Here is a 21,848-nt window from a genome sequence, read left to right as displayed (position 1 = left end):
GACCCGGGCCCGCCCGATGACGGACCCGGTCGAGTGCTGCTACGAGAGGGGGTTCTGGTTGAGCAGGTGCGCCTTGAAGCCCTCGCCGTAGGTGCTGGTGGGGGTGCCGTTGTAGTCGGTGATGAGCACGTTGCCCTGGCTGCAGCCCCACGGGTTCCAGGTCCAGGCCGTGTACCCGACGCCGTGCGCGTCGGCCCAGCTCATCACCTGGTCGATGTAGTCGTGCGCGCAGGAGTTCTGGCCGATCTCACCTGCCTGCACCGGCACCTGGGCCGCGACGGCGCCGACCTGGCTGTTCCAGCAGGCGGTGTTGGAGCAGGTGTTGAAGTTGTAGGTGTGCCAGGCGGCCATCAGGTTGCCGGTCGGATCGGTCGGCTTGTACGTCAGCCACTGGCTCAGGTCGTTGGACCAGGCCAGGCCGCCGAGCATGATCACATTGGTGGCGCCGGTGGCGCGCACCGTGTTGACCAGCGACTGCATGCCGGCCACCTGGTAGCCGATCCCGGTGCAGGTGCCGCCGTCGCGCCAGCACGTCCAGGCGAGCGTGGCGTCCCAGTTCGCGGCCGCGTCCGGGTAGGGCTCGTTGAACAGGTCGAAGACGACCGCGTTGTTGCCCTTGAAGGCGTTGGCGACCCCGGTCCAGAACGTCGGGGCGTACTGGGCGTCGGGCATCGGCTTCTGGCAGGTCGCCGTGATGTCGGAGCAACCGGCGCCCTGACCGGTGTACTGGCCGTAGTTCCAGTGCATCTCCACGATCGGCGTGATGCCGTTGGCGACCAGCAGGTTCACGTAGTCCTTGACGTTCTGCTGGTAGGCGGGGCCGCTGGGCGTGCCGTTGGTGCCGTTCCAGCACTCCTCGTTCAGCGGGATCCGGACCGTGTGGATGTTCCACGCCTTCATCGCGTCGACCGAGGCCTGATCGACCGGGCCGCTGTCCCACATGCCCTTGCCCTGTACACAGGCGAACTCGCCGCTGGCCCGGTTGACGCCCAGCAGACGGTAGGTGGCGCCGGCGGCGGTGACCAGCCGGTTCCCCGAGACGTGCAGGGCGGGTGCCGCGCCTCCCGTACTGCCGTCGTTGTCGGCCTCGGTGGCGTTCACCGTCACCGACGTCAAGCCGCTGGAGGCCACGGTGATCGGGCGGGTGCCGTTCGTGGTGTCGCTGTCCTCCGCGGCGCTCAACGTCACCGTCTGCGGGGTGTTCCAGTTGGAGGTGGTGAAGGTCAGGGAGGCTCCGCCGGTCACCGTGATGTTGGTGTCACCGGTGCCCGCGGTGCTGGTGACCGTCACGTTGCCGGTCGGCTGGGACCGCAGGCGGACCGTGTAGCCGCCGGTCCCGCCCTCGGGCACGCTCACGCTGGTGGCGGAGACCACCAGACCCTGTTGCGTTCCTCCGGCCCCGGTCCCTGTGCAGGAGACGCTGGGGTTGGTGTTGGCGCCACCGGTGTAGGTGCCGTTGAAGCCGAGGCTCCAGGTCGCCCCGGCGCCCTTGGCCGCGTTGTAGGGGGTCGGGTTGACGGTGATGGCCGCACCCGCCGGGGTGGGGGTCGCCGGAGTGGGCACGCCCTCCCACATCTGGGTGATCACCTGGTTGTTGGGGAAGTCGAAGCTCAACGACCAGCTGGTCAACGCGTCGCCGGTGTTGGTCACCGCGATGGTGGCGCCGAACCCGCTGCCGTTGTCCCAGCTCTTGGTGTAGGTGGCCGTACACGACACGGCGGCATTGGCGGCGGTCTGGACGGTGGCGAGGCCGAATGCGGCCAGCACTACAGCGACCGCGGCCGTCAAGGCCCTGCGTAACACGATCGGCATGGAAGCCCTCCGTGACGAAAGCGATGGACACCGCTTCCTCGAAGCGGCCAAGCAGCGACTCCGACGATTGGGAGCGCTCCCAACGATCTGTCGCCCCGCTTCCCCTAGCAAGAGGGTCCCAACGCCCGAGAGCGCCGCACCTACGCCGACCTTGTACAAGGCCGGGAACGCTGCTGAAAGTTTCAGCCGAGTTCGGCCAGGACCAGGGTGAAGTCCCCGGCCGGGTCCGTGTAGCGACGGCGTACCTTGAACCCCGCGCCCACGAGCTCCGCCCACAGCCCCTCCGGCCGGAACTTCGCGCTGATCTCGGTCCGTATCTCCTCCCCCTCCACGAACTCGGTGACCAACCCCAGCCCGCCGATCCGCACCCGCATGTCGCGGGTTGCCCGCAACCGCATCTCGATCCATTCCTGCCGCTCGTCATACAGCGCCACGTGCTCGAACGCCTCGGGGGCGAAGTCGGCCGCCAGCTCCCGGTTGATCACCCGCAGCACGTTCCTGTTGAAGGCGGCCGTCACCCCGGCCGGGTCGTCATAGGCCGCCACCAGCCGCGCGGGGTCCTTCACCAGGTCCGCACCGAGCAGGAAGGTGTCCCCGGGCTGGAGCGTGGCCCGCAGGTCTTTCATGAACACCTCGCGGGCGGCCGGTTCGAGGTTGCCGATCGTGCCGCCGAGGAAGGCGACCATCCGCCGCCCGGTACGCGGCAGCAACGCCAGATGGCGTTCGAAGTCGGCGCACACCGCCTTCACCTGTAGCCCGGGGAAGCGCCCGGCCAGCCGTTGCGCCGCCGCCGTGAGGGTGACCGCGTCGACGTCCACCGGCGTGTAGACGCGCGCGGCGAGCGCCTCGAGCAGCAGGACGGTCTTCTCGCTGGTGCCCGAGCCGAGCTCGACCAGGGTGTCCGCGCCGCTGGCGGCGGCCAGGTCCGCGGCCCGCGCGCGCAGGATGGCCAGCTCGCGCCGGGTCGGATAGTACTCGGGCAGCCGGGTGATGCGGGAGAACAGCTCGCTGCCCGCGGCGTCGTAGAACCACTTGGGCGGCAGCCACTTGGGCACGGCTGTCAGCCCGGCCCTGACATCGTGTTCGAGCGCCTGGCGCAGATAGTCGCGGTCAAGATAGTTGATCATCTGCACGGTCGACTGGCTGACAGGCACGATGCCTCCTGAAGTGGGTTACAACGGCTGGACGCGTACGTCGTCGCGGGTGACGGTCAGCAGGCTGCGCTCGGGTACGGCCTGCCATCCGGGCAGGTCGTCGAGCGGCTCGCTGGCCACCAGCACGCCGTCGTGGAGTCGGTGATGGAAGAGGGTGTCGCCCCAGACGGTCGCGGCGATCGACGCGCCGTCGCAGGCGAGCAGGTTCAGGCGGGCGCCGGGGTCCTTCTCCCCGGCGCGGACGACGACCTCGGCCAGCGCCTCGCCCAGGCCCAGCCCGGCGTGCCCGCGCTGGAACACGGCGGCGGCGACCCAGGCGGCGTCGCACGCGCTTTCCGCGCTGTCGGCCAGGTCCCTGACCGCGTCCCGCTCGACGCGCCCGTTGTGGCTGAGCAGCCACCGCCCGTCGGTGAACGGCGCGGTGGCGCTCTCCTCGATCGGCATGCCGACGGTGGCCGAGCGTACGGCCGCCAGCAGGCAGGTCGAGCGGGCGATCCGGGCGAGCCCGGGCAGGTTGGCGTCGGCCCACATGGGCACGGAACGGCGATAACGCACGGAGCTCTCCGATTCGTACCAGCCCATGCCGTACCCGTCGGCGTTGATCATGCCGTAACGCTGCCGCCGCGGCGCGTACGACTGCTTCAACAGGCCGTATTCCGGTTCGTGAATGAGTGAGGCGAGCGGGCGGGGGGCGCCCAGCCAGGCCGCGTGCCTGCACACCTCAGACCAGCTCCGAACGGGCGCAGCGGAAGCCGCTGAAGATCTGCCGGCGGATCGGGTAGTCCCAGTTCCTGAACGTGGTCCGCACCGCCGCCGGATCGGCCGCCCAGGAGCCGCCGCGCAGCACCCGGTACTCCTGACCGAAGAACACCTCGCTGTACTCCTTGTACGGGAAAGTGCGGAAGCCCGGGTAGGGCTGGAACCAGGAGGCGGTCCATTCCCATACGTCTCCCACCATCTGCTCGGCCCCATAGGCGCCGGCCGCGGCCGGGTAGGCGCCCAACGGCGCGGGATGGGCGGCGCGATGTCCGAGGTTCGCCCGCTCGGAGCTGGGGGCGTCCTCACCCCAGGGGTAGCGGCGCGCCTTCCCGGACACCGGGTCCCAGCCGCAGGCCTTCTCCCATTCGGCCTCGGTGGGCAGCCGCTTGCCGGCCCAGCGGGCGTAGGCGTCGGCCTCGTACCAGGACACGTGCTGGACCGGCTCGTCCATCGGGACCGGCTCGGTACGGCCGAAGCGGGTACGCCACCAGGCGTCTGCATCCCTGACCCAGAACAGCGGGGCGAAGGCTCCACTCCGCTGCCGCCACTCCCAGCCTTCCGCGGACCACCAGCGCGAGTCGTCGTAGCCGCCGTCCTCGATGAACGCCGCGTAGGCGCGGTTGCCGACAGGCAGCCGGTCGATCGAGTACGCGGGCAGGTCCACCCGGTGAGCCGGCCGCTCGTTGTCGTAGGCCCAGGGCAGCGTGTCGGTGCCCATGAGGAAGGAGCCCGCGGGCACGAAGACCTCTTCCGGACCCTCGTTCCGGCCCGGCGGAAGGTCGCCGTCGCGCACCAACCCGGGCTGCCCGGACAGTTGCAGGGTGGCGAGCATGGTCTCGTCGTGCTGATGCTCGTGCTGGATCACCAGGCCGAACACGAAGCCGTCGCGGTGCAGCGGGGCCGGTCCGTCCAGGTCGATCGCGTCGAGGACGTCGAGCACCCGCCCGCGTACGCCCTCGATGTAGCGGCGGGCCTCGGCCGGACCCAGGAAGGGCAGACTGGGGCGATCCTTGCGCGGCGTCTTGAACGCGTCGTAGATGTCGTCGATCTCGGGCCGGAGCGGGTCGATGCCCCCGGCCTCGCGCAGCACCCAGAGCTCCTCGTAGTTGCCCACGTGCGCCAGGTCCCACACCAGCGGCGACATCAGCGGGGAGTGCTGGCGCACCAGCAGCTCGTCCTCCGCCGCCGTGTAGGTGAGTGACCGGTCGCGCACCGCGATGAGCTCGGCCGCGATACGTTCCTTGATGTCGTTCATTCCCATCCTTCATCGCTCGGCCAGTTCGGCAGATCCAGCAGGTAGGAAGCCGGTGAGCGGCCCGTGCTCACGTGCCGGTCGGCGAACGCGGCCACCTCGCCGACCAGGCCGGGACCCGCGCCGCAGCGCGGCAGCGCCTCCAGCGCGGCACGGAAGCACGCCTCGGCGGCCCGGCGCAGGCCCGGGTCGGCCAGCCCGCACCGCGCCGCCACCCCCCAGAGCCGGCGGTACGGCTCCGCCGCGGCCATCGCGGCGTCAGCGGCGCGGTCGTCGGTGACGAGGGCATGGGTCACGGCCACACAGATCGGCCAGATCGTCGGGTGCTGGGCGTCGAGGTAACGGATCTCCAGCCAGCCTCGGGGCCGCACCGGCGGAAACACCGTCGTGGCGTGGTAGGCCAGGTCCTCGGCGGTGGGCCGCCGCCGGCCGTCGGCGTTCAGCCAGTCGCGGAACCTGGAGCCGTCACGGACGGTGCGATAGCTCTGCTCGTCCTCTCGCACCAGCATGAGCCGGGCATCCAGCAGGTATTCGGCCCAGTCCGCCACAGGATCATCCGAGGCGGGCACGGGCGAGGTCCTGGTGCGGTCGAGGTGATCCCAGACGGCCTGGCGGCCCGACATCCAGCCGCACGGCCGGCCATCGCGCAGCGGCGAGTTGGCGAAGGCCGCCATCAGCACCGGGCCGAGCGCGTGCGCCCGTTCCCAGCGCGCCACCGGCCGCTCGCCCAGGTCCAGGTTGACCTGGATCGACGCGGTCGAGCACATCATGAGCTGTCCGTACGGCACGCCGAGGAACTCGGCCATCGCGTCGTACCGGGGCAGACGCAGCTGGCGCCGGGCCGGCCGTACAGGATCGAGACCGACACCGGCCAGCACCAGCCCGGACGCTCGCAAGGCGGCGCGTACGGCGGCCACGTCGGCGGCCAGGCGGGCCAGCGACTCCGGCAGCGGGCCCGTCGGTCCGGACAGTTCGAGCTGTCCGCCCGGTTCGAAGGTCAACCGGCTGCCACCGGGCAGTTCGGGCATGGCCCGCTCGATCCTGGCCAGCGGGACATGCCTCGTTGCCGCCGTACGGTCGAAGATCAGGAATTCCAGCTCCACGCCGACCAGGTCCGCGGCGGCGGGACAAAAGCAGCGACGCGCGAAGTCCACCACCTCCGAGGCGTCCTGCAACGGCGGACTCTCGGCTGTAAGCCCGATCATCGTTTCCCCTTCGCGTGGCGCATGGGTCTCTGATGGTCCAGCGGTCCACCGCAGGCAACGGTGGCCCCATCTACAGACCCACGAGCCGCGCGAGCGTTACACGCGGATTTCGGGAAATGGATGAACTAGGTCACGTGGAGGGCTCGGGCCTCATGACCGTCGCCGCTCGCGGAACGCGGACATGAGCCGGTTTCGCAGGTCGGCGGGGAGTTTCTCCGGGGGCGGGTCGCCCAGGACGACGATGGTCGCGCGGAACTGTTCTAAGTAGCGGCCGCACCCATCGCAGCCGGCCAGGTGGGCGTGTACACCCTCGCGCTCGGGCGGATCAAGGGCGTCGTCAAGGTAGGCGGTGAGGAGTTCCACCAGCTCGTCGCACGTGAAGCGCTTCACGACGTTGACCGCCCTTGTCTGCTGAATGAACCGTTTCACCTATTGTGCCGCCGCACGGAGCGGACCGCCGCACGGAGCGGATCGCCGCACGGAGCGGATCGCCGCACGAAGCGGAAGAGGTCAGTCCGGCTGTCTCACGACCTCGAAGTAGTCCGCCAGCCAGCCGCGTACCGCGACGCGGGCGCGATGCAGCAGGACCCGCTGGTTGGCGGCGGAGATCTTCAGGATCTCGCACACCTCGTCGGAGGTGCAGCCCTCCACGTCCCGCAGGGTGATCACGATCCGCTGCCGGGGCGGCAGCCTGGTCAGGACCTCGCCGATCAGACCGCGCACCTCCGAGGCCAGCACCTCTTTCTCGGGCGTCGGCCAGGCCGCGGGCGGATCCCGCCAACCGCCCGGCTGCACCAGGTCGAGGCTCTGGCCCGCGATCGTGCCGCCGTCGTCCTTGACGGCGCTCCACGGCAGCGTGCGCCTCTCGCGTACGCCGCGCTTCTTCGCCGTGTTGACCAGAATGCGGAAAACCCACGTCTTGACCGACGAACGACCCTCGAAGTCGTCGATCCCGCCGATCACCGCCAGCCAGGTGTCCTGGACGACCTCTTCCGCGGAGTGGTCGGTGGGCACGTACGACCTGGCCACGCGGAGCATGCCTCGGGACCAGGTGTCGAGCAGCGCCGCGAACATCGCCTCATCGCCCGCGCGCAGGGCCGGAACGATGACGTCATCCGAAGGCAACTCTCCGCCCGCGAAAGACCCCACGATCGCTTCCCTCCGGTCAGACGTCGGGACATCGATGACATCCAGGTCGAACTGACCCCGGCCTTTACCAGGCTAATCTCCCCCGCCGACGTCCATGCGCCCGGGATGCCGGCTCGCCCCGTGCGTATTCTCGAAGAAGCAAGTCCCCGGCTTCTCGATGGAGCGAGTCCCCGGCTTCGTGAAGGAGCAGGTCCCCGGCTTCGTGAAGGAGCAGGTCCCGGCGAATCGGTGAGGAGCATCCCATGCGTCGGTCGGAAAGGCTGCTCTACGCGGCGAACGGGGTTGATCTTCGCGTCGTGGACCTCGAACTCACCGACGGCGAGCACGTGGAGCAACCCTTCGTCCGCACACCCCAAGCCGCCGGAGCGGTGGTCTTTCACGACGGACGCGCTCTGTTGCTGTGGCGCCACCGCCCTGTCACCGACACGTGGGGATGGGAGATCCCGCTCGGCGAAATCGGCCCGGACGAGGACCCCGAGAGTGCCGCGGCCCGTCTCGTGGCGGAGCAGACCGGCTGGCGGCCCGGACCCCTGACGCCGCTGATCCGGATCCGCACCGCCGAGGACGTCGCCGACAGCGACCACGTGATCTTCGTCGCCTACCAGGCCGCTCCCATCGTCACACCGACCGGCGCCCAGGCCCACGAACGAGAACGGGCTGAGTGGCTGCCGGTGCTGGGCATCCAGCGGCTGATCAGCGAGCAGGCCATCACGTCCGCGACCACGGCAGCGGCCCTGCTCCACCTCCTGGCCGACCTCCTGCAGGCCCGCGCGTCACACTAGAGCAGCACCGCCGCAATGCCGGCCCGAGAGGTTCGACCTCCTGCGCAAAAACGGTGATCCACTGGATCTCAGCGTGTGACCCTTCATGCCCGGACGAGGGTGACGGCGTGACCGCGCGGGCTGGTGACCTGTTCGATGGCAGTGCGCTCCAGGAGGGGTGGGGCGGTGGGCCGGCGGTCGAAGACGATGAGGATGCCGTGGCTCAGGTCGAGGTGATCGAGGTAGCCGTCGAGCTGGTGCAGGCCATCTTCGACGGGGTCGGGCTGTCTGGGGTGGTGGACCTTGAGTTCGATGGCCTCCCACTGCCAGCCGCGCTTGCCATCAGCGTCTGTGTAGGGCCATTGGACGCAGATGTCGATGCGACCACGACCCAGGGCGTACTCACGGTCGATCACACCGCCGCCGTTGACCACCCGGTGCAGCCAAGCCATGAAGATCAGGTGGCAGGCGGCCTCATGGTAGGTCTCGCGGCTATGCAGGATCTCGCCGTTACGCCGCCAGAAGGTGAGGAACCCCTGCAGGATCGCGGGCATGTCGAGCCGCCCGTCCGGGGCGAGGAAGGCTGAGCGGTCGAGCAGGATCTCAGCCTCGACGTCCTGGCTGAGGACACGCACGATGACTTCCTGATAAATCGGGTTGGCGACCTGGACCGGCGGTTTCTGGGTGACGAGGCCGAGATCGCGGACGTAGGCGAGGTCATCGTCATAGACGTTCTCCCGCACTTCGCCCGTGAGGAGCGGCTCGATGATGCGCTGGACGCGGTCCTCACGTAGCTTGGCGGCCAGGGAGTCCAGGTGGACGGCGCGGGCGACGATGAGCCGCTCGACCGCCTGGTTCATGTGCTCGTCGGTGATCGACTGGCTTTCCGGGATGCGCATCTTGCGGATGATCTCGCGGGCGAGGGCGTTGACCAGCCACGGCTGCCCCTGACTGGCGTGGAAGGCGCGCTGGATCGCGTGCGCGGTGAACTCCTGGCCGGTGGCGTCGGTGTGCTGACCATACAGCTCGGCCACCTGCTCGAAGGTGAAGTCCGCCAGCCGCATCGACTCGGCGAGGATGTTGAACGGCGAGGGGCCGACCAGCCTTGACGGGTCGCCGCCCGAGGCTGCCTTGTAGTCGCGCACGTCACGCATCCCGCACAGCGCAACACTCTGCGGGAACGGCACTGGGAAGCTGTTGTATCCCTGGCGGAGCTGCCGGAGAACGCTGATCAACTCATCGCCATGGATCGAGTCGATCTCGTCCAGGAGCAGCACGATGGGGCGCGGGCAGCGGCGAGCCCATGCGGAAAGCCCTCTGAGCAGCCGGGTCGCTCCAGGCGCCTCCGGCCAGGGCTCCGGCGGCAGACAATCCTCTGGAAGCCCCGTCGCCCGTGCCATGGCCGCGATCTCGGAGAGAATCCGCACCTCCGCCGAGGCGGCCTGATCGGCCCTGGTGGAGGCACTCTCGCAGGAGATGTACACCGCCGCGTACTTGCCCTCGTCCAGCAATTCGGCGGCCAAGGCCTGAAGCGAGGTCGTCTTGCCGCTCTGGCGTGGCCCGCGAATGACGAAGTATTTCTCCTCGTCGATCAGCTCCCGCGCCTCGGAGATCCGGGGAATCGGGGGCAGCATGAAGTGCTTGCCCGACCGACACGGACCCGTCGTGTTAAAGGACTTCACTCTCTGTACAGTAATGGTTACCCACCTGTCGCGCGCTTCGATTGCACGGCAGGGAAGGAACCACCCTCGCTTTCACGCCGTATGCCGTAAATTGCCGCGGTGGATCCCTGGCTACAAGCGCACTGATCACCCGCGCGCGAGCCGCTGGGAAACTGTCGCAGGCCGTCGGCACACTGTTGTCCATGGCACGCGGTCTGGGCTTGAAGAAGGTGCGCGAGGAGCTCGGCCTCGCCGTCTGGGAAGTCGAGCTCGCGGTCGAGACCGGCCTCCTCCGCCGCCTGCCGGACCGGACATTCGACCCCGTCTCGGTCAATGCGGCGAAGGCGGACGCCGAGCGCTTCCAACGCCTGCTCGCCGCCGAACATCGCTGTAACGCCACCAAGGCGGCCCTCAGGCTGGGCATCTCACCCCAACGTTTCACATGCCTCGCCGAGCGTCTAGCGCCCGTCGCCGTCGATGAAATCCAGAAGTACGGCCGGACACTCACCATCCGCTACTACCGCGCCGCCGACGTCGACGCGCTCGCCGACCTCGCCCGAGCCGACACCGAACTGCGCGCCGCGGCCCGGACCCTTTCGCGGTCCGAAGCAGCGCGCAAGGCAGCCGCGACCCGCAAGCTCAACAGGGAGGCGGCGGTTGCAGCGCGTGCCCTCCTGCAACGGGCCATGCCCGGTCACGACGGGGACCCGATCCAGGTGCTCGTCTGGGCGGCCGCGCTCATGGAGGCCTCGGGCACCAGACCGGGTCCGCTTCGTCGCCTCGCCTGTCTTCATGACCCTCGTATCACCGAGCTCCTCGCGACGCTGCGCACGGCCCGGCTGTCCCGCCCTGAGCTCGATGCCATGCTCGGCTCGCTCCTCCCCCTCGCGAGCGAGGCGGTCACCCTGCTGACCGCGCCGACGGATGCCCTCGGCGTGCCTGTTGATGCGTTCCCCGCCGATTTTCCTCGCCTCGGCGACCACCTGTTCGCTCCGGCCCTGCGTGAGCTGCTTTCCTCACCACCTGCCTGGTTCCTGCACGCCCGAGCCGATGAGGAGCTACGCCGAGCCGCCCAAGCGGCGGCAAGCCGTGCCGTGGCGGACGCGTCCAGGCGCCACCGCGCCGAGCAGGCAGCCGTCGACGCGGCCAGCCGCGCGGCCAGCCGGCTCTCCGACGCATCGGTGGCCGAGCTGTTCAGCCTGCCGGTCGATGTGATCCGGCAGCTACGTCCCGGTAACGGCCGCTGGTCGGCCCAGCATGTGGCAGGTCTGCTGCGAAATCCGCCGCCCTGGCTCCGGTCGGAGAGCGTGGCCCTCGCCGAGGTCGAGCGCCGCCGCCGCAAGGCTCAAACCCGTGTGGAGCGCAGGGCCCAACGACAGCTCTCCTGGCGTCGTCGTTGGGCGGAGGCGTTGGGAATACCACTCGAAAGGGTTCCGCAGTCTGCCGGACGGCCCACCCCGCAAGCGATCTCGGCCGCGCGAGACAGGCCACCTCCCTGGGCACAGCCAGGCCGGTCGGTAAATCGAGTAGAAGGGTGAGGTCGCTTCACCCTCCCCTCACACCACCGGACATGCGTCGAGCCACCGTCCGGAATGGCTCCGAGCTGCGCTGCTCGGAGCCATTTGGACTGGTTCTTACTTGAAGCGGCGCAGCCGGAGGCTGTTGCTGACCACGAAGACGCTGGAGAACGCCATCGCGGCGCCGGCGATCATCGGGTTGAGCAGACCCAGCGCCGCCAGCGGAAGTGCGGCCACGTTGTAGGCGAAGGCCCAGAACAGGTTGCCCTTGATGGTGGACAACGTGCGCCGGGACAACCGGATCGCGTCGGCGGCCACCCGCAGGTCGCCGCGTACCAGCGTGAGGTCGCTCGCCTCGATCGCGGCGTCGGTGCCGGTGCCCATCGCCAGCCCGAGGTCGGCCTGGGCCAGCGCGGCGGCGTCGTTGACCCCGTCGCCGACCATGGCCACGACCCGGCCCTCGGCCTGCAGCTTCTTGACCACGTCCACCTTGTCGGCGGGCAGCACCTCGGCGATCACCTCGTCGATGCCCACCTCGGCCGCCACCGTCCTGGCCACGGCCTCGTTGTCACCGGTCAGCAGGACAGGCGTGAGACCGAGCGCGCGGAGCTGGGTGATGGCCTCCTTGCTGGTCGACTTGACCACGTCGGCCACCACCAGCACGGCACGGGCCTGTCCGTCCCACCCGACCGCGACGGCCGTGCGACCGGCGGCCTGTGCGGCGTGCAGCTCCCGCTCCAGATCGGCGGGCAGGTGCTGGGACCACTCCTCCAGCAGCCGGGGCCGGCCGACCAGCACCGCGTGACCGTCCACGATGCCCTGCACGCCGAGTCCTTCGACATTGGCGAAGTCTTCCGGCGTGGGCAGTTCGCCGACCCGGGCCGCGGCGCCCTTGGCGACGGCCTGGGCGATCGGGTGCTCGGAGGCGTGCTCCAGCGCCCCGGCCAGGCGCAGCACCTTGGCCTCGTCCTCGCCGTCGGCGACGTGGACATCGGTGAGGGTCATGCGGCCCTCGGTGACTGTGCCGGTCTTGTCCAGCACCACGGTGTCGATCTTGCGGGTGGACTCCAGCACTTCCGGACCCTTGATCAGGATCCCGAGCTGGGCGCCCCGGCCGGTGCCGACCAGCAGGGCGGTCGGGGTGGCCAGGCCGAGCGCGCACGGGCAGGCGATGATCAGCACCGCGACCGCGGCGGTGAAGGCCGCGCCCACGCCGTCGCCGGTGCCCAGCCAGAAGCCGAGCGTGCCGATGGCCAGCGCGATCACGATCGGGACGAAGATGCCGGAGATGCGGTCGGCCAGCCGTTGCACGGCCGCCTTGCCGGTCTGGGCCTCCTCCACCAGCTTGGCCATCTGGGCGAGTTGGGTGTCGGCGCCCACCCGGGTCGCCCGTATGAGGAGCCGGCCGCCGGCGTTCACGGTGGCGCCGGTGACCGCGTCGCCCACCCGAACCTCGACCGGCACGGACTCACCGGTCAGCATGGAGGCGTCGACCGCCGACGTGCCCTCCTCGATGACGCCGTCCGTGGCGATCTTCTCGCCCGGCCGTACGACGAACCGGTCCCCGGCCGTCAGCTGGTCGGCGGGAATCCGGATCTCCACGCCGTCGCGCAACACCGCGACGTCCTTGGCACCGAGCTCCAGCAGCGCCCGCAGCGCCGCCCCGGCCCGCCGCTTGGAGCGGGACTCGAAATAGCGTCCCGCCAGGATGAACGCCGTGACCCCCGCTGCGGCCTCGAGGTAGATGTTGCCGGTGCCGTCGGTGCGCTCGATGGTGAACGCGAACGGGTGCGTCATGCCCGGCGTGCCGGCCGTGCCGAAGAACAGCGCCCACAGCGACCACCCGAGCGCGGCCAGCGTACCGATGGAGATCAGCGTGTCCATCGTGGCGGCGCCGTGCCGGAGATTGGTCCAGGCGGCCTTGTGGAAGGGCCAGCCCGCGTAGACGACCACCGGCGCGGCCAGCACCAGCGACAGCCACTGCCAGTTGGTGAACTGCAGCGGCGGGATCATCGCCATCGCGATCACGGGCACAGCCAGCACCACGGAGGTGATGAGGCGGTCGCGCAGGGGCCGGAGTTCGTCCTCCGGCTCTTGGGCAGCCGCCTGCGCCGCCTCCGTCTTGGGTGGGGCGGGGAGCGCGGCCGTGTAGCCGGTCTTCTCCACCTCCGCGATCAACTGCTGCGGCTCCATGCCATCGGGGAAGGTCACCTTCGCCTTCTCCGTGGCGTAGTTGACCGTGGCGGTCACGCCGTCCATTTTGTTGAGCTTGCGCTCGATGCGGTTGGCGCACGAGGCGCAGGTCATGCCGCCGATCGAGAGTTCGACCGCGTTCTGCCGGTCATCGGTGACCGAAGTCATCACCGTGCTCCTTTCTCTCGCTCCGCTCTCTCACTCCGCTCTCTCACTCCGCTCTCTCACTCCGCTCTCTCGCTCAGTGGCTGTGGCCATCAGCGCTGTGGCCGCTGGGGGTGGCCGTCGGAGTCGCTTTGAGGAGGGCGGACTGCTCGCCGGCGCGAAGGGTGAAGTCCGCGGTACGGACCTTGCCGTTGTGCTGGAAGTCCAGGAACAGCCGGTAGTCGCCGGTGCTGGGCACCTCGGCGTAGAAGACGATCTCGGGGCCCGCCGGGGTCTTGCCGTCGCCGGGCTCACCGTCCGGGTGGACGTGAAGGTAGGCCAGGTCCTTGGCGCGCAGGGCCACCAGGTGACCGTAGGCGCCGAGGTAGGGCTGCAGGTCGGTGATCGGCTTGCCGTCCTTGGCGACCTTCAACGTGAGCTTGCTCGACTGCCCGGGGGCCAGGTCTCCGTCAAGGGTGACGGTGTATCCGTCGACCGTCACGGTGCGGCTCTCCTGGGGCAGAGCCTTGGGCTCGTAGTCGCCCGCCGCCGTCAGGTCGGTGCCCAGTGTCAGGGCTTCACCGCCGGTCGGTGAGAAGTCGGCGAAGGCTCGGTACGTGCCCGCGTCCGGCAGCGTCAGCTTGACCGACCACACGCCGTCGCCCGCCTCGGTGGGGTGCAGGTGCTGGAAGCTGCCCAGGTCGCGGGAGACCACGATGAAGTGGAGTTTCTTGTCGTGCTCGACCTTGTAGTCGGTGACCGGCTTGCCGTCGGGACCGGTCACGGTGAATTGGAAGTCTGCCGGCTCACCGGGCTTGAGTGCCTCGGTGAGTGGGACGAGGGTGTAACCGTTCTCGGACACTTGGAGCCCCCCAGGGGTATCGCTTCTGGCCTGCTGGGTGGCGTGCTGGTCGTGACCCGCGCTCGCGGTGGGCGCCGCCATGGCGCTGTGATCCTCGGCCGGGGGCGTCCCGACCGGCCCTACCGCCTTGCCCGCCCCGAGGGCGCCGCCGAAGACGACCGCCAGCCCCAGGACGTAGGCGCCGAGCTTGGCTGCGGTGTTCATGACTGATTCGCCACTTCGTATCCGGCTTCCTCGACCGCGGCGACGATCTTCGCCGGTTCAATGGAGCTCTCGCTGTCAACAGTCAGCAATCCGGTGGCCAGGTCCACTTCGACGTTGGTCACGCCGTCCACTTCGCTGACCTCTTCTTTGACCGAGCTGACGCAGTGGCCGCAGGTCATGCCCTTGACGGTGTAGGTGGCAGTGCTCATATCGGTCTCTCCTCAAGGTCGATCAGGAACGGACAAGTCTGGCGATGGCGTCGGTGGCTTCCTTGACCTTCGCATCGGCCTCCGGGCCACCCTTCCGCGTGGCCTCGGCGACGCAGTGGGCCAGGTGCTCCTCCAGCAGCAACAGGGAGAACGACTTCAGCGCGCTGGTCGCCGCGGACACCTGAGTGAGGATGTCGATGCAGTACTTGTCGTCTTCGACCATGCGCTGCAGGCCGCGGACCTGGCCCTCGACGCGGCGCAACCGCATCGCGTGATCCTTCTTGGTTCCGCCGTATCCGGCCATGTCCGGACCTCCCATCCTTCGTCGCCGGGAACAACACCATACCCCCCTATAGTATTCCGGGACAACAGAAGCCCAACAGGGCTGACGAAATCCGGGAGGATGAGATGCCACATGTGATGCGCAGGCCGGGCGTGCTCGACGGGACCCGACAGCCGCCCTGGCATGCGCGCTCCTGTACGTGAGCAGTCCGATCAACGTGGTGATCGCACAAGACCTGGCTCCGGAGTCACCGGCGACCGCGGCCGGCATGGTCCTGGGCATGTCGGCCGCCCTCGGGGGCGCGCTGTACGTGGCACTCGGCTGGATCCAGGAACTTGTCGGACTCACGGTGGGCATGGCCATCGGCTTCGCCCTGGTGCTTCCATCAGCGGTGATCGCCCTCGCCTCACTTCGACGTCGGTAAGAAGCGGGCCGGCAGCACTTGACAGATACCCCCCGGTGGTATTCATTAAGCCACCAACACCCCGTGTCGCACACGAACCCGCCTTTCGCGGAAACGTTTGCGACTCGCATACCCTACCCCCGTATCGCATGGAGAACTGCTGATGTCCGCACCATCTCCCCGGCGCTGGGCCGCCCTGGCGCTGATCGCCCTGGCCCAGTTCATCGTCATCATGGACACGTCGATCATCGGCGTGGCCCTTCCCCGCATCCAGGAAGACCTCGGCTTCTCCCAGGAGAACCTGTCGTGGGTCTTCAACGCCTACGTCGTCGCCTTCGGCGGCCTGCTGCTGCTCGGCGGCCGCCTGTCCGACCTGTTCGGCGCCCGCCGCGTGTTCGGCGCCGGCTGGGTCATCCTGCTGGCCGGCTCGCTCGTCGCCGGCATCGCCCCCGAGGTGTGGGTCGAGCTGGCCGGCCGCGTGATCCAGGGCGCCGGCGCCGCCCTGATCGCGCCATCCGCCCTCACCCTGCTCATGATGCTCTTCGGCCACGACCCCAAGGAGCTCACCAAGGCCATGGCCCTGTACGGCGCCGCCGCCCCGGCGGGCGGCACCGCCGGCGTCTTCCTCGGCGGCGTCATCACCGAATACCTGAGCTGGCCCTGGATCTTCTACATCAACATCCCGATCGCCATCGTGGTCCTGCTGGCCAACAAGCCGCTGATGCCCGCCGTACAGTCCCAGCGCGGCTCCATCGACGTGGTCGGCGCGCTGACCGTCACCGCCGGCCTCGCCTCCGCCGTGTACGCCATCGTTCGGGCGCCCGAGATCGGCTGGGGTTCCGCGCAGACCTGGCTCGTGCTGGCCGGCGCCGTGGCCCTGCTCGGCGGCTTCGTCGCGATCCAGGCCCGCCGCCGCGAACCACTCATGCGACTGTCGATCTTCCGCGCCCCGAACCTCTCCGCCGCCAACCTGACCCAACTGCTGCTCGGCGGCGCGTGGATCCCTATGTGGTTCTTCCTCAACCTCTACCTGCAGCAGGTCCTCGGCTACAGCGCCTTCCCGAGCGGCGCGGCGCTGGTGCCGATGACCGTCCTCATCATGGTCGGCATGATCGTCCTGGCGCCCCGCGCGATCGGCCGCTTCGGCCCCAAGGCGACCACCGTGACCGGCCTGGCCCTGCTCGCCGCAGGCATGGGGTGGTTGTCACTGATCAGCCCGAACGGCAGCTTCGCCGCCGACGTGCTGCCCGCCAGCCTCGTCGCCGCCCTCGGCATGTCCCTGGCCTTCATCCCCTCCCTCGGCACCGCCATCTCCTCCGCCCGCCCCGAGGAAGGCGGCCTGGCCTCCGGCATCGTCAACACCAGCTACCAGGTCGGCTCGGCCCTCGGCCTGGCCGCCATGACCGCCGTCGCCGCCGCCAACGGCGCCGGACAACTCGGCAACCTGCCCGCCCTGACCAACGGCTTCTCCTCCGCCTTCATCGGCGCCGCCGGCATCGCCGCCATCGGCGCCCTGCTCGCCGGGCTGACGCTGCGTTCCCACCGCACCGAGCCGGCCGCGGCCGAGCCCGCCACCACGCACAGCGGCCACTGACCACCTTGCTCTGTGAGCCCCGCTTTCAAGGAGTAACCCATGACCGCCGCACCGATCCTCATCGCTTACGACGGCTCATCCGGCGCCCGCCATGCGCTCGAAGAGACCGCCCGGCTCTTCCCCGGCGCCCCCGCCGTGGTCCTCTACGCCCGGCAGCCACTGGAGAGCCTCGCCGCACACCTGGAAGGCCACCCCGCCCTGGAAGAGCTGCGCGACTTCGACGACAAGACCCTCGACGCCTCCGAACGACTGGCCACCGAAGGCGCGGATCTCGCCCGCGGACTCGGGCTGAAGGCCGAACCGCGGGTCGCCTCGATCCCCGAGGAGACCGTCGCCGACGCCATCGCCGATGTCGCGGAGGAGATCGACGCCTCGCTCATCGTGATCGGCTCACGAGGCCGGCAAGGACTACGGGCACTTGTCGCCGGAAGCACCTCCACCCATGTGGTCCACACCTCGGGCAGGCCCACACTGGTCATCCCGTCCAAGCCGCTCGCGGACGCCCGTCGCCACACTCAGCATCGCGCCGTTCGCTGAGACGCCTGCCGAGCTCCCGGCTCCCCGTTCCAGGGAGCCGGGAGATCACAGGCTTGGACGGATCAGCTGCCGGCGTAGCGGAATCTCCAGATTTCGCCGTCGCGGTCACTGCCGGACACCACGTGCCGGAGAGCATCCACGAGAGCGCCTCGGCTCGGCCAGAGCCATGTGAAAAACGAGAAACCCCAGCTCAGGAAAGTGAGCCGGGGTTTCCGTGCAGTGCGCCGCCAGGGACTCGAACCCCGGACCCGCTGATTAAGAGTCAGCTGCTCTAACCAACTGAGCTAGCGGCGCTTGCAGAGAGGAATATACCGGCACTCCGCATCCTGGTCGAATCGGTATCACCCGCCTGCCAGCCGCTAGAATAAAGTTCGGCAAGCAGACAGGAGCATCGATGTTCGACTCGCCCGCCGACGTGACCGAGCGGCTCGCCGCCGTTGACTATCTCTCCGACGACGCCATCTCCACCTCGGTGTTCCTCGCCGCCGCCCTCGGCAAGCCGCTGCTGGTCGAAGGGCCCGCGGGGGTGGGCAAGACGCAGCTGGCCAAGGCCGTGGCGCAGGCGACCGGCGCCCAGCTGGTCAGGTTGCAGTGCTACGAAGGGCTCGACGAGGCCAGGGCCCTGTACGAGTGGAACTACAAGAAGCAACTCCTGCGCATCCAGGCCACGAGCGCCGATGACGACATCTTCAGCGAGGAGTTCCTGCTGGAGCGGCCGCTGCTCAAGGCGATCAGGGCCGGGGTGCCGACCGTGCTGCTCATCGACGAGACGGACAAGGCGGATGTGGAGGTCGAGGGGCTGCTGCTGGAGCTCCTGTCGGACTTCCAGGTGACGATCCCGGAGCTGGGCACGATCAGCGCGGTCCGCAAGCCGTACGTCGTGCTGACCTCGAACGCGACCCGCGAGCTGTCCGAGGCGCTCAAGCGGCGCTGCCTGTATCTGCACATCGAGTACCCGACGCCCGAACGCGAGCGCGACATCGTGCTCAGCCAGGTGCCGACGATCCGCGCGGACCTGGCCGAGCAGCTGGCCAGGACCGTCGCCACGCTGCGGGCCATGGAGCTGAAGAAGGCGCCGTCGGTGGCGGAGACGGTCGACTGGGCCAACACGCTGCTCGCGCTCGGGCGTGACGAGCTGGACGAGCCGACGGTGGCGGGCACGCTGGGCGTGGTGCTCAAGCACGCCTCCGACCATGCACGCGCGGTCAAGGAGCTCGGGCTGCCCTCATGAGTGACACCTCGCTGGTCGACAGGCATGTCGGGTTCGTGCACGCGCTGCGCGAGGCGGGGCTGCCCGTGTCGCTGGCCGAGGGGCTCGACGCGGCGCGGGCGCTGCGGGTGATCGACCTGACCGAGCGCGAGTCGCTGCGCGCCGCCTACGCGGCGACGCTGGTCAAGAAGCCGGGGTACCGTCCCGGGTTCGACATGCTGTTCGACCTGTGGTTCCCGTCATCGACGTCCGGCCTTTACCAAGTAAGCACAATAAATGAGGACACGGCCGAGGTCGGTGAGCTGCGCGACCAGCTGGCCCGGCTGCTCACCAGTAGCGGCGAGGCCGAGATGCGGGAGTTCGCCAGGGCCATGGTCGGCCGCTTCGGCCGCCAGCCGGCGGGTCCCGGCCGCCAGAACTGGTTCTCCTACAGCGTCCTGCGCGCCCTGTCCCCGGAGACGCTCATGGCCCGGATCCTCCAGGAGGTCCTGGCCGGCCAGGAGCGCGGCGGCCTGGCCGAGAAGACCGCCCGCCAGCGGGTGAACACCGGCATCAAGCGCTTCGAGGAGGCGGTCGCCACCGACGTACGCCGCCGGATCGCCGAGGACTCCGGCGTCGAACGCATCGCCCGCTCGGCCGTGCGCCCCCCGCTCGACCAGCTCGACTTCCTGCGCATCACCAAGGCGGACCTGGCCAGGCTGCGCCGCGAGGTCTACCCGCTGGCCAGGCGCCTGGCGGCCAGGCTGACGATCAAGCACAGGAAGGGCCGGCGCGGCCGGCTCGACTTCCGCCGCACCATGCGGGCCTCGCTGCAGAGCGGCGGCGTCCCGCTGACCACCCATTTCAAGCCGCCCCGGCCGCACAAGCCCGAGCTGGTGATCCTCTGCGACACCAGCGACTCGGTCTCGTCGTTCGCGCACTTCACGCTGCTGCTCACGTACGCGCTGCGGGAGCAGTTCACCAAGGTACGGGCGTTCGGGTTCGTGGACACCGTCGACGAGATCACCCGCTTCTTCGTCCCCGGCGCGGACGTGGTGGAGGCGATGACCCGGCTGGCCAACGAGGCGGACATGGTGCGCTTCGGGCGGACGAACTACGGCCACTCCTTCGAGCGCTTCGCCGAGCGCTACGGCGACGCGATCGGCCCCAAGACCTCGCTGCTGATCCTGGGCGACGCCCGCTCCAACTACCAGCCGGCCGCCCTCGACACCCTGCGCGCCCTGGCCGCGAAGGCCCGCCACGCCTACTGGCTCAACCCCGAGCCCCGGCAGCAGTGGGACACGGGCGACTCCATCGCCACCGACTACGACGCGGTCGTGCCCATGTACGAGTGCCGCAACGTCGCCCAGCTCAGCGCGTTCATCCAGGATCTGGCCTAAGCAGGCCCGAAACGGGATCAGGCACGCTGGAGCTCCCGGGCGGCGGTGCGGGTGAGCAGCTCGATCTGCTGCTCGTCGAGCACCTGGCCGGCGGTCGCCTTGATGCGCCGGGCCGCCAGGCTCGGCTTGAGCAGCGTGAGGCCCTCCGCCGTGACCTGGCCGCCGCGCGGCAGCAGGCCGCAGTGCACGGCGAGCAGCGGTGTGATCGTCACCGGGATGCCGGTCTCGCGGGTCAGCAGCTCGGCGAAGGCGTTGGAGGTCTCGGCGAGAGACTTGGCCACCTTGGTGCCGTACTTCTCGCCGAAGAACAGCCGCCCGTTGTAGGTGGCGATCTCGGTGTCAGGGCTCCACGACTCGTTGTCGATGGCCCACAGGCCGCCGGGACCGATCACCAGGTGGTCGATGGAGGCCTGATCTCTGATGGCCCGGCCGTCCAGGACGCTGTAGCCGAGCTTGCCGAGGGAGCGGCGGAGCATCCGTCCGGTGATCACCTCACCGCGCCGCCGGCCTCGCCAGACCGCGGTCGCGTGGAAGGAGCGCCAGGCGAGATACCAGTCGACGCCGGCCACGATCCCCGCGACGGCGACGCCGTAGAAGGCGGTGAGCGCCAAATCGAACCGGAGCGCCAGGCCGATGCCGGCCACGAGGCCCACGCCCGCCTTGATCATCCTTGACCGCTTGCGGTTGTTGGCGTCCTCCCGCCAGAACTTCTCGTAGTACCACTGAGGCGAGGCCCCAGTGAACTTCTCGTCCTGCTGCACGTAGATCGAGCCACCAGGCACGGCTAACTCCCCCAATGAGTCGCTGAACCATCAGGATCTGCCACGCCGAAGATCCCTCGCTGAGTCAATTAATACCCCACCTAGCCCCAACGGAAGCAAGGGGACCCTAAGGTGACGGAAATAGCACCTGCCGGAAGTCCATCAACCGACCAGTCGGTATGCTGTGACACGTGAAGGAAGAACCGGTACGCAGGAGGCTGCTGAGCGAGGCGACCCGGCTGTTCGCGGAGCGGGGCTTCGAGGGCGCCTCCGTGCAGGAGATCGTCGTGGCCGCCGGCGTCACCAAGGGCGCCATGTACCACTATTTCGACTCCAAGGATGATCTCCTCCACGAGATCTACGCGCGTGTGCTGCGCATGCAGATGGAGCGCCTGGCCCAGATCGCCGACGGCCCAGGAACAGTCGCCGAGCGGCTGCACGCGGCGGCGGCCGACGTCGTCGAGACCACCACCGCGAACCTGGACGACTCCAAGATCTTCTTCCGTTCGATGCACCTGCTCGCGCCCGAGACACGCAAGACCGTACGCGCCGAGCGCCGCCGCTACCACGAGCGCTTCCGCGACCTGGTGATCGAGGGCCAGCGCGAGGGGCTGTTCAGCGAACGCGTCCCGGCCGAGCTGGTCGTCGACTACTTCTTCGGCTCGGTGCACCACCTGGGCAGCTGGTTCCACACGGACGGACCGCTCACCGGCGCCCAGGTGGGCAAGCACTTCGCCGACCTCCTGCTGACCTCGCTCGGGGCCGGGCACCTCGGCGAATGAGGCCCGGCGCCCCGGGC

21 protein-coding genes and 1 tRNA gene are annotated in these 21,848 nt (G+C 69.3%); 8 read left to right on the top strand and 14 right to left on the bottom strand.

Annotated features, from left to right (window positions below):
* Positions 1–39: 39 nt before the first annotated feature.
* The 7 genes from AB0H88_RS13540 to AB0H88_RS13510 all read right to left on the bottom strand — a co-directional run bounded on the left by AB0H88_RS13540 (position 40) and on the right by AB0H88_RS13510 (position 7,331).
* On the bottom strand, positions 40–1,812 hold the full coding sequence (locus tag AB0H88_RS13540) for a cellulase family glycosylhydrolase (RefSeq protein WP_357643977.1): 1,773 nt from the start codon (positions 1,810–1,812) through the stop codon (positions 40–42).
* 182 nt (positions 1,813–1,994) lie between these two features.
* Positions 1,995–2,939 carry an L-histidine N(alpha)-methyltransferase gene (gene egtD / locus AB0H88_RS13535; protein ID WP_357644766.1) on the bottom strand — a complete coding sequence of 315 codons (945 nt, stop codon included), beginning with the start codon at positions 2,937–2,939 and terminating at the stop codon, positions 1,995–1,997.
* 45 nt (positions 2,940–2,984) lie between these two features.
* Positions 2,985–3,686 (bottom strand): ergothioneine biosynthesis protein EgtC, encoded by a 702-nt coding sequence (egtC, locus tag AB0H88_RS13530; protein WP_357643975.1) that lies wholly within the window; start codon positions 3,684–3,686, stop codon positions 2,985–2,987.
* Between the two features lies 1 nt (position 3,687).
* Positions 3,688–4,980: an ergothioneine biosynthesis protein EgtB gene (gene egtB / locus AB0H88_RS13525; RefSeq protein WP_357643974.1), complete on the bottom strand. Its 1,293-nt coding sequence runs from the start codon at positions 4,978–4,980 to the stop codon at positions 3,688–3,690.
* Positions 4,977–6,182, bottom strand: coding sequence for an ergothioneine biosynthesis glutamate--cysteine ligase EgtA (gene egtA, locus AB0H88_RS13520; RefSeq protein WP_357643972.1), 1,206 nt, complete (start codon positions 6,180–6,182; stop codon positions 4,977–4,979). The genes egtB and egtA overlap by 4 nt, the downstream gene beginning before the upstream one ends.
* A gap of 150 nt (positions 6,183–6,332) precedes the next feature.
* Positions 6,333–6,572 carry a zf-HC2 domain-containing protein gene (locus AB0H88_RS13515; protein WP_357643970.1) on the bottom strand — a complete coding sequence of 80 codons (240 nt, stop codon included), beginning with the start codon at positions 6,570–6,572 and terminating at the stop codon, positions 6,333–6,335.
* 120 nt (positions 6,573–6,692) lie between these two features.
* Positions 6,693–7,331 (bottom strand): sigma-70 family RNA polymerase sigma factor, encoded by a 639-nt coding sequence (locus AB0H88_RS13510; protein ID WP_357643968.1) that lies wholly within the window; start codon positions 7,329–7,331, stop codon positions 6,693–6,695.
* A 242-nt stretch (positions 7,332–7,573) separates the two neighbouring features.
* On the opposite strand from AB0H88_RS13510, the gene AB0H88_RS13505 reads away from it, so the two are divergent.
* Positions 7,574–8,113: an NUDIX hydrolase gene (locus tag AB0H88_RS13505; RefSeq protein WP_357643966.1), complete on the top strand. Its 540-nt coding sequence runs from the start codon at positions 7,574–7,576 to the stop codon at positions 8,111–8,113.
* 83 nt (positions 8,114–8,196) lie between these two features.
* On the opposite strand, the gene AB0H88_RS13500 is transcribed toward AB0H88_RS13505, so the two are convergent.
* On the bottom strand, positions 8,197–9,774 hold the full coding sequence (locus tag AB0H88_RS13500) for an ATP-binding protein (RefSeq protein ID WP_357643964.1): 1,578 nt from the start codon (positions 9,772–9,774) through the stop codon (positions 8,197–8,199).
* A 182-nt stretch (positions 9,775–9,956) separates the two neighbouring features.
* Between AB0H88_RS13500 and AB0H88_RS13495 the strand changes: the two genes are divergently transcribed.
* Entirely contained in the window at positions 9,957–11,291 is a 1,335-nt protein-coding gene (locus AB0H88_RS13495; protein WP_357643962.1) for a hypothetical protein, read from the top strand.
* Between the two features lie 96 nt (positions 11,292–11,387).
* Here the strand turns inward: AB0H88_RS13495 and AB0H88_RS13490 are convergent, their stop codons facing one another.
* From AB0H88_RS13490 to AB0H88_RS13475, 4 genes are all read right to left on the bottom strand, one after another.
* Positions 11,388–13,631 carry a heavy metal translocating P-type ATPase gene (locus AB0H88_RS13490; RefSeq protein ID WP_357643960.1) on the bottom strand — a complete coding sequence of 748 codons (2,244 nt, stop codon included), beginning with the start codon at positions 13,629–13,631 and terminating at the stop codon, positions 11,388–11,390.
* Positions 13,632–13,704: 73 nt separating this feature from the next.
* Positions 13,705–14,673 carry a hypothetical protein gene (locus AB0H88_RS13485; protein WP_357643958.1) on the bottom strand — a complete coding sequence of 323 codons (969 nt, stop codon included), beginning with the start codon at positions 14,671–14,673 and terminating at the stop codon, positions 13,705–13,707.
* Entirely contained in the window at positions 14,670–14,882 is a 213-nt protein-coding gene (locus AB0H88_RS13480; RefSeq protein WP_357643956.1) for a cation transporter, read from the bottom strand. Before AB0H88_RS13480 ends, AB0H88_RS13485 begins: the two co-directional genes overlap by 4 nt.
* Before the next feature lie 22 nt (positions 14,883–14,904).
* The gene (locus tag AB0H88_RS13475; RefSeq protein WP_357643954.1) at positions 14,905–15,186 is read right to left on the bottom strand and encodes a metal-sensitive transcriptional regulator; all 282 of its coding nucleotides are present in this window, start codon (positions 15,184–15,186) and stop codon (positions 14,905–14,907) included.
* A gap of 178 nt (positions 15,187–15,364) precedes the next feature.
* On the opposite strand from AB0H88_RS13475, the gene AB0H88_RS13470 reads away from it, so the two are divergent.
* The 3 genes from AB0H88_RS13470 to AB0H88_RS13460 all read left to right on the top strand — a co-directional run bounded on the left by AB0H88_RS13470 (position 15,365) and on the right by AB0H88_RS13460 (position 17,699).
* A complete protein-coding gene (locus tag AB0H88_RS13470; RefSeq protein WP_357643952.1) occupies positions 15,365–15,589 on the top strand; it encodes a hypothetical protein in 225 nt (74 codons plus the stop codon).
* A gap of 142 nt (positions 15,590–15,731) precedes the next feature.
* Positions 15,732–17,162: an MFS transporter gene (locus tag AB0H88_RS13465; RefSeq protein ID WP_357643950.1), complete on the top strand. Its 1,431-nt coding sequence runs from the start codon at positions 15,732–15,734 to the stop codon at positions 17,160–17,162.
* 39 nt (positions 17,163–17,201) lie between these two features.
* Complete coding sequence (locus AB0H88_RS13460) at positions 17,202–17,699, top strand: universal stress protein (protein ID WP_357643948.1); 498 nt, start codon at positions 17,202–17,204, stop codon at positions 17,697–17,699.
* A 220-nt stretch (positions 17,700–17,919) separates the two neighbouring features.
* Here AB0H88_RS13460 and AB0H88_RS13455 read toward each other — a convergent pair.
* Positions 17,920–17,993, bottom strand: a tRNA-Lys gene (locus AB0H88_RS13455).
* Positions 17,994–18,093: 100 nt separating this feature from the next.
* Between AB0H88_RS13455 and AB0H88_RS13450 the strand changes: the two genes are divergently transcribed.
* Positions 18,094–18,930 carry a MoxR family ATPase gene (locus AB0H88_RS13450; protein WP_357643945.1) on the top strand — a complete coding sequence of 279 codons (837 nt, stop codon included), beginning with the start codon at positions 18,094–18,096 and terminating at the stop codon, positions 18,928–18,930.
* Positions 18,927–20,288 (top strand): VWA domain-containing protein, encoded by a 1,362-nt coding sequence (locus tag AB0H88_RS13445; protein WP_357643943.1) that lies wholly within the window; start codon positions 18,927–18,929, stop codon positions 20,286–20,288. Before AB0H88_RS13450 ends, AB0H88_RS13445 begins: the two co-directional genes overlap by 4 nt.
* A 17-nt stretch (positions 20,289–20,305) precedes the next feature.
* Here the strand turns inward: AB0H88_RS13445 and AB0H88_RS13440 are convergent, their stop codons facing one another.
* A complete protein-coding gene (locus AB0H88_RS13440; protein ID WP_357643941.1) occupies positions 20,306–21,070 on the bottom strand; it encodes a nuclease-related domain-containing protein in 765 nt (254 codons plus the stop codon).
* Positions 21,071–21,240: 170 nt separating this feature from the next.
* Between AB0H88_RS13440 and AB0H88_RS13435 the strand changes: the two genes are divergently transcribed.
* Positions 21,241–21,831 carry a TetR/AcrR family transcriptional regulator gene (locus tag AB0H88_RS13435; protein ID WP_357643939.1) on the top strand — a complete coding sequence of 197 codons (591 nt, stop codon included), beginning with the start codon at positions 21,241–21,243 and terminating at the stop codon, positions 21,829–21,831.
* Positions 21,832–21,848: the final 17 nt, after the last annotated feature.

The sequence above is a fragment of the Nonomuraea sp. NPDC050680 genome, from assembly GCF_040654555.1.
Taxonomy (GTDB): Bacteria; Actinomycetota; Actinomycetes; order Streptosporangiales; family Streptosporangiaceae; genus Nonomuraea.
This window is presented reverse-complemented; position numbering and strand designations above follow the sequence as displayed.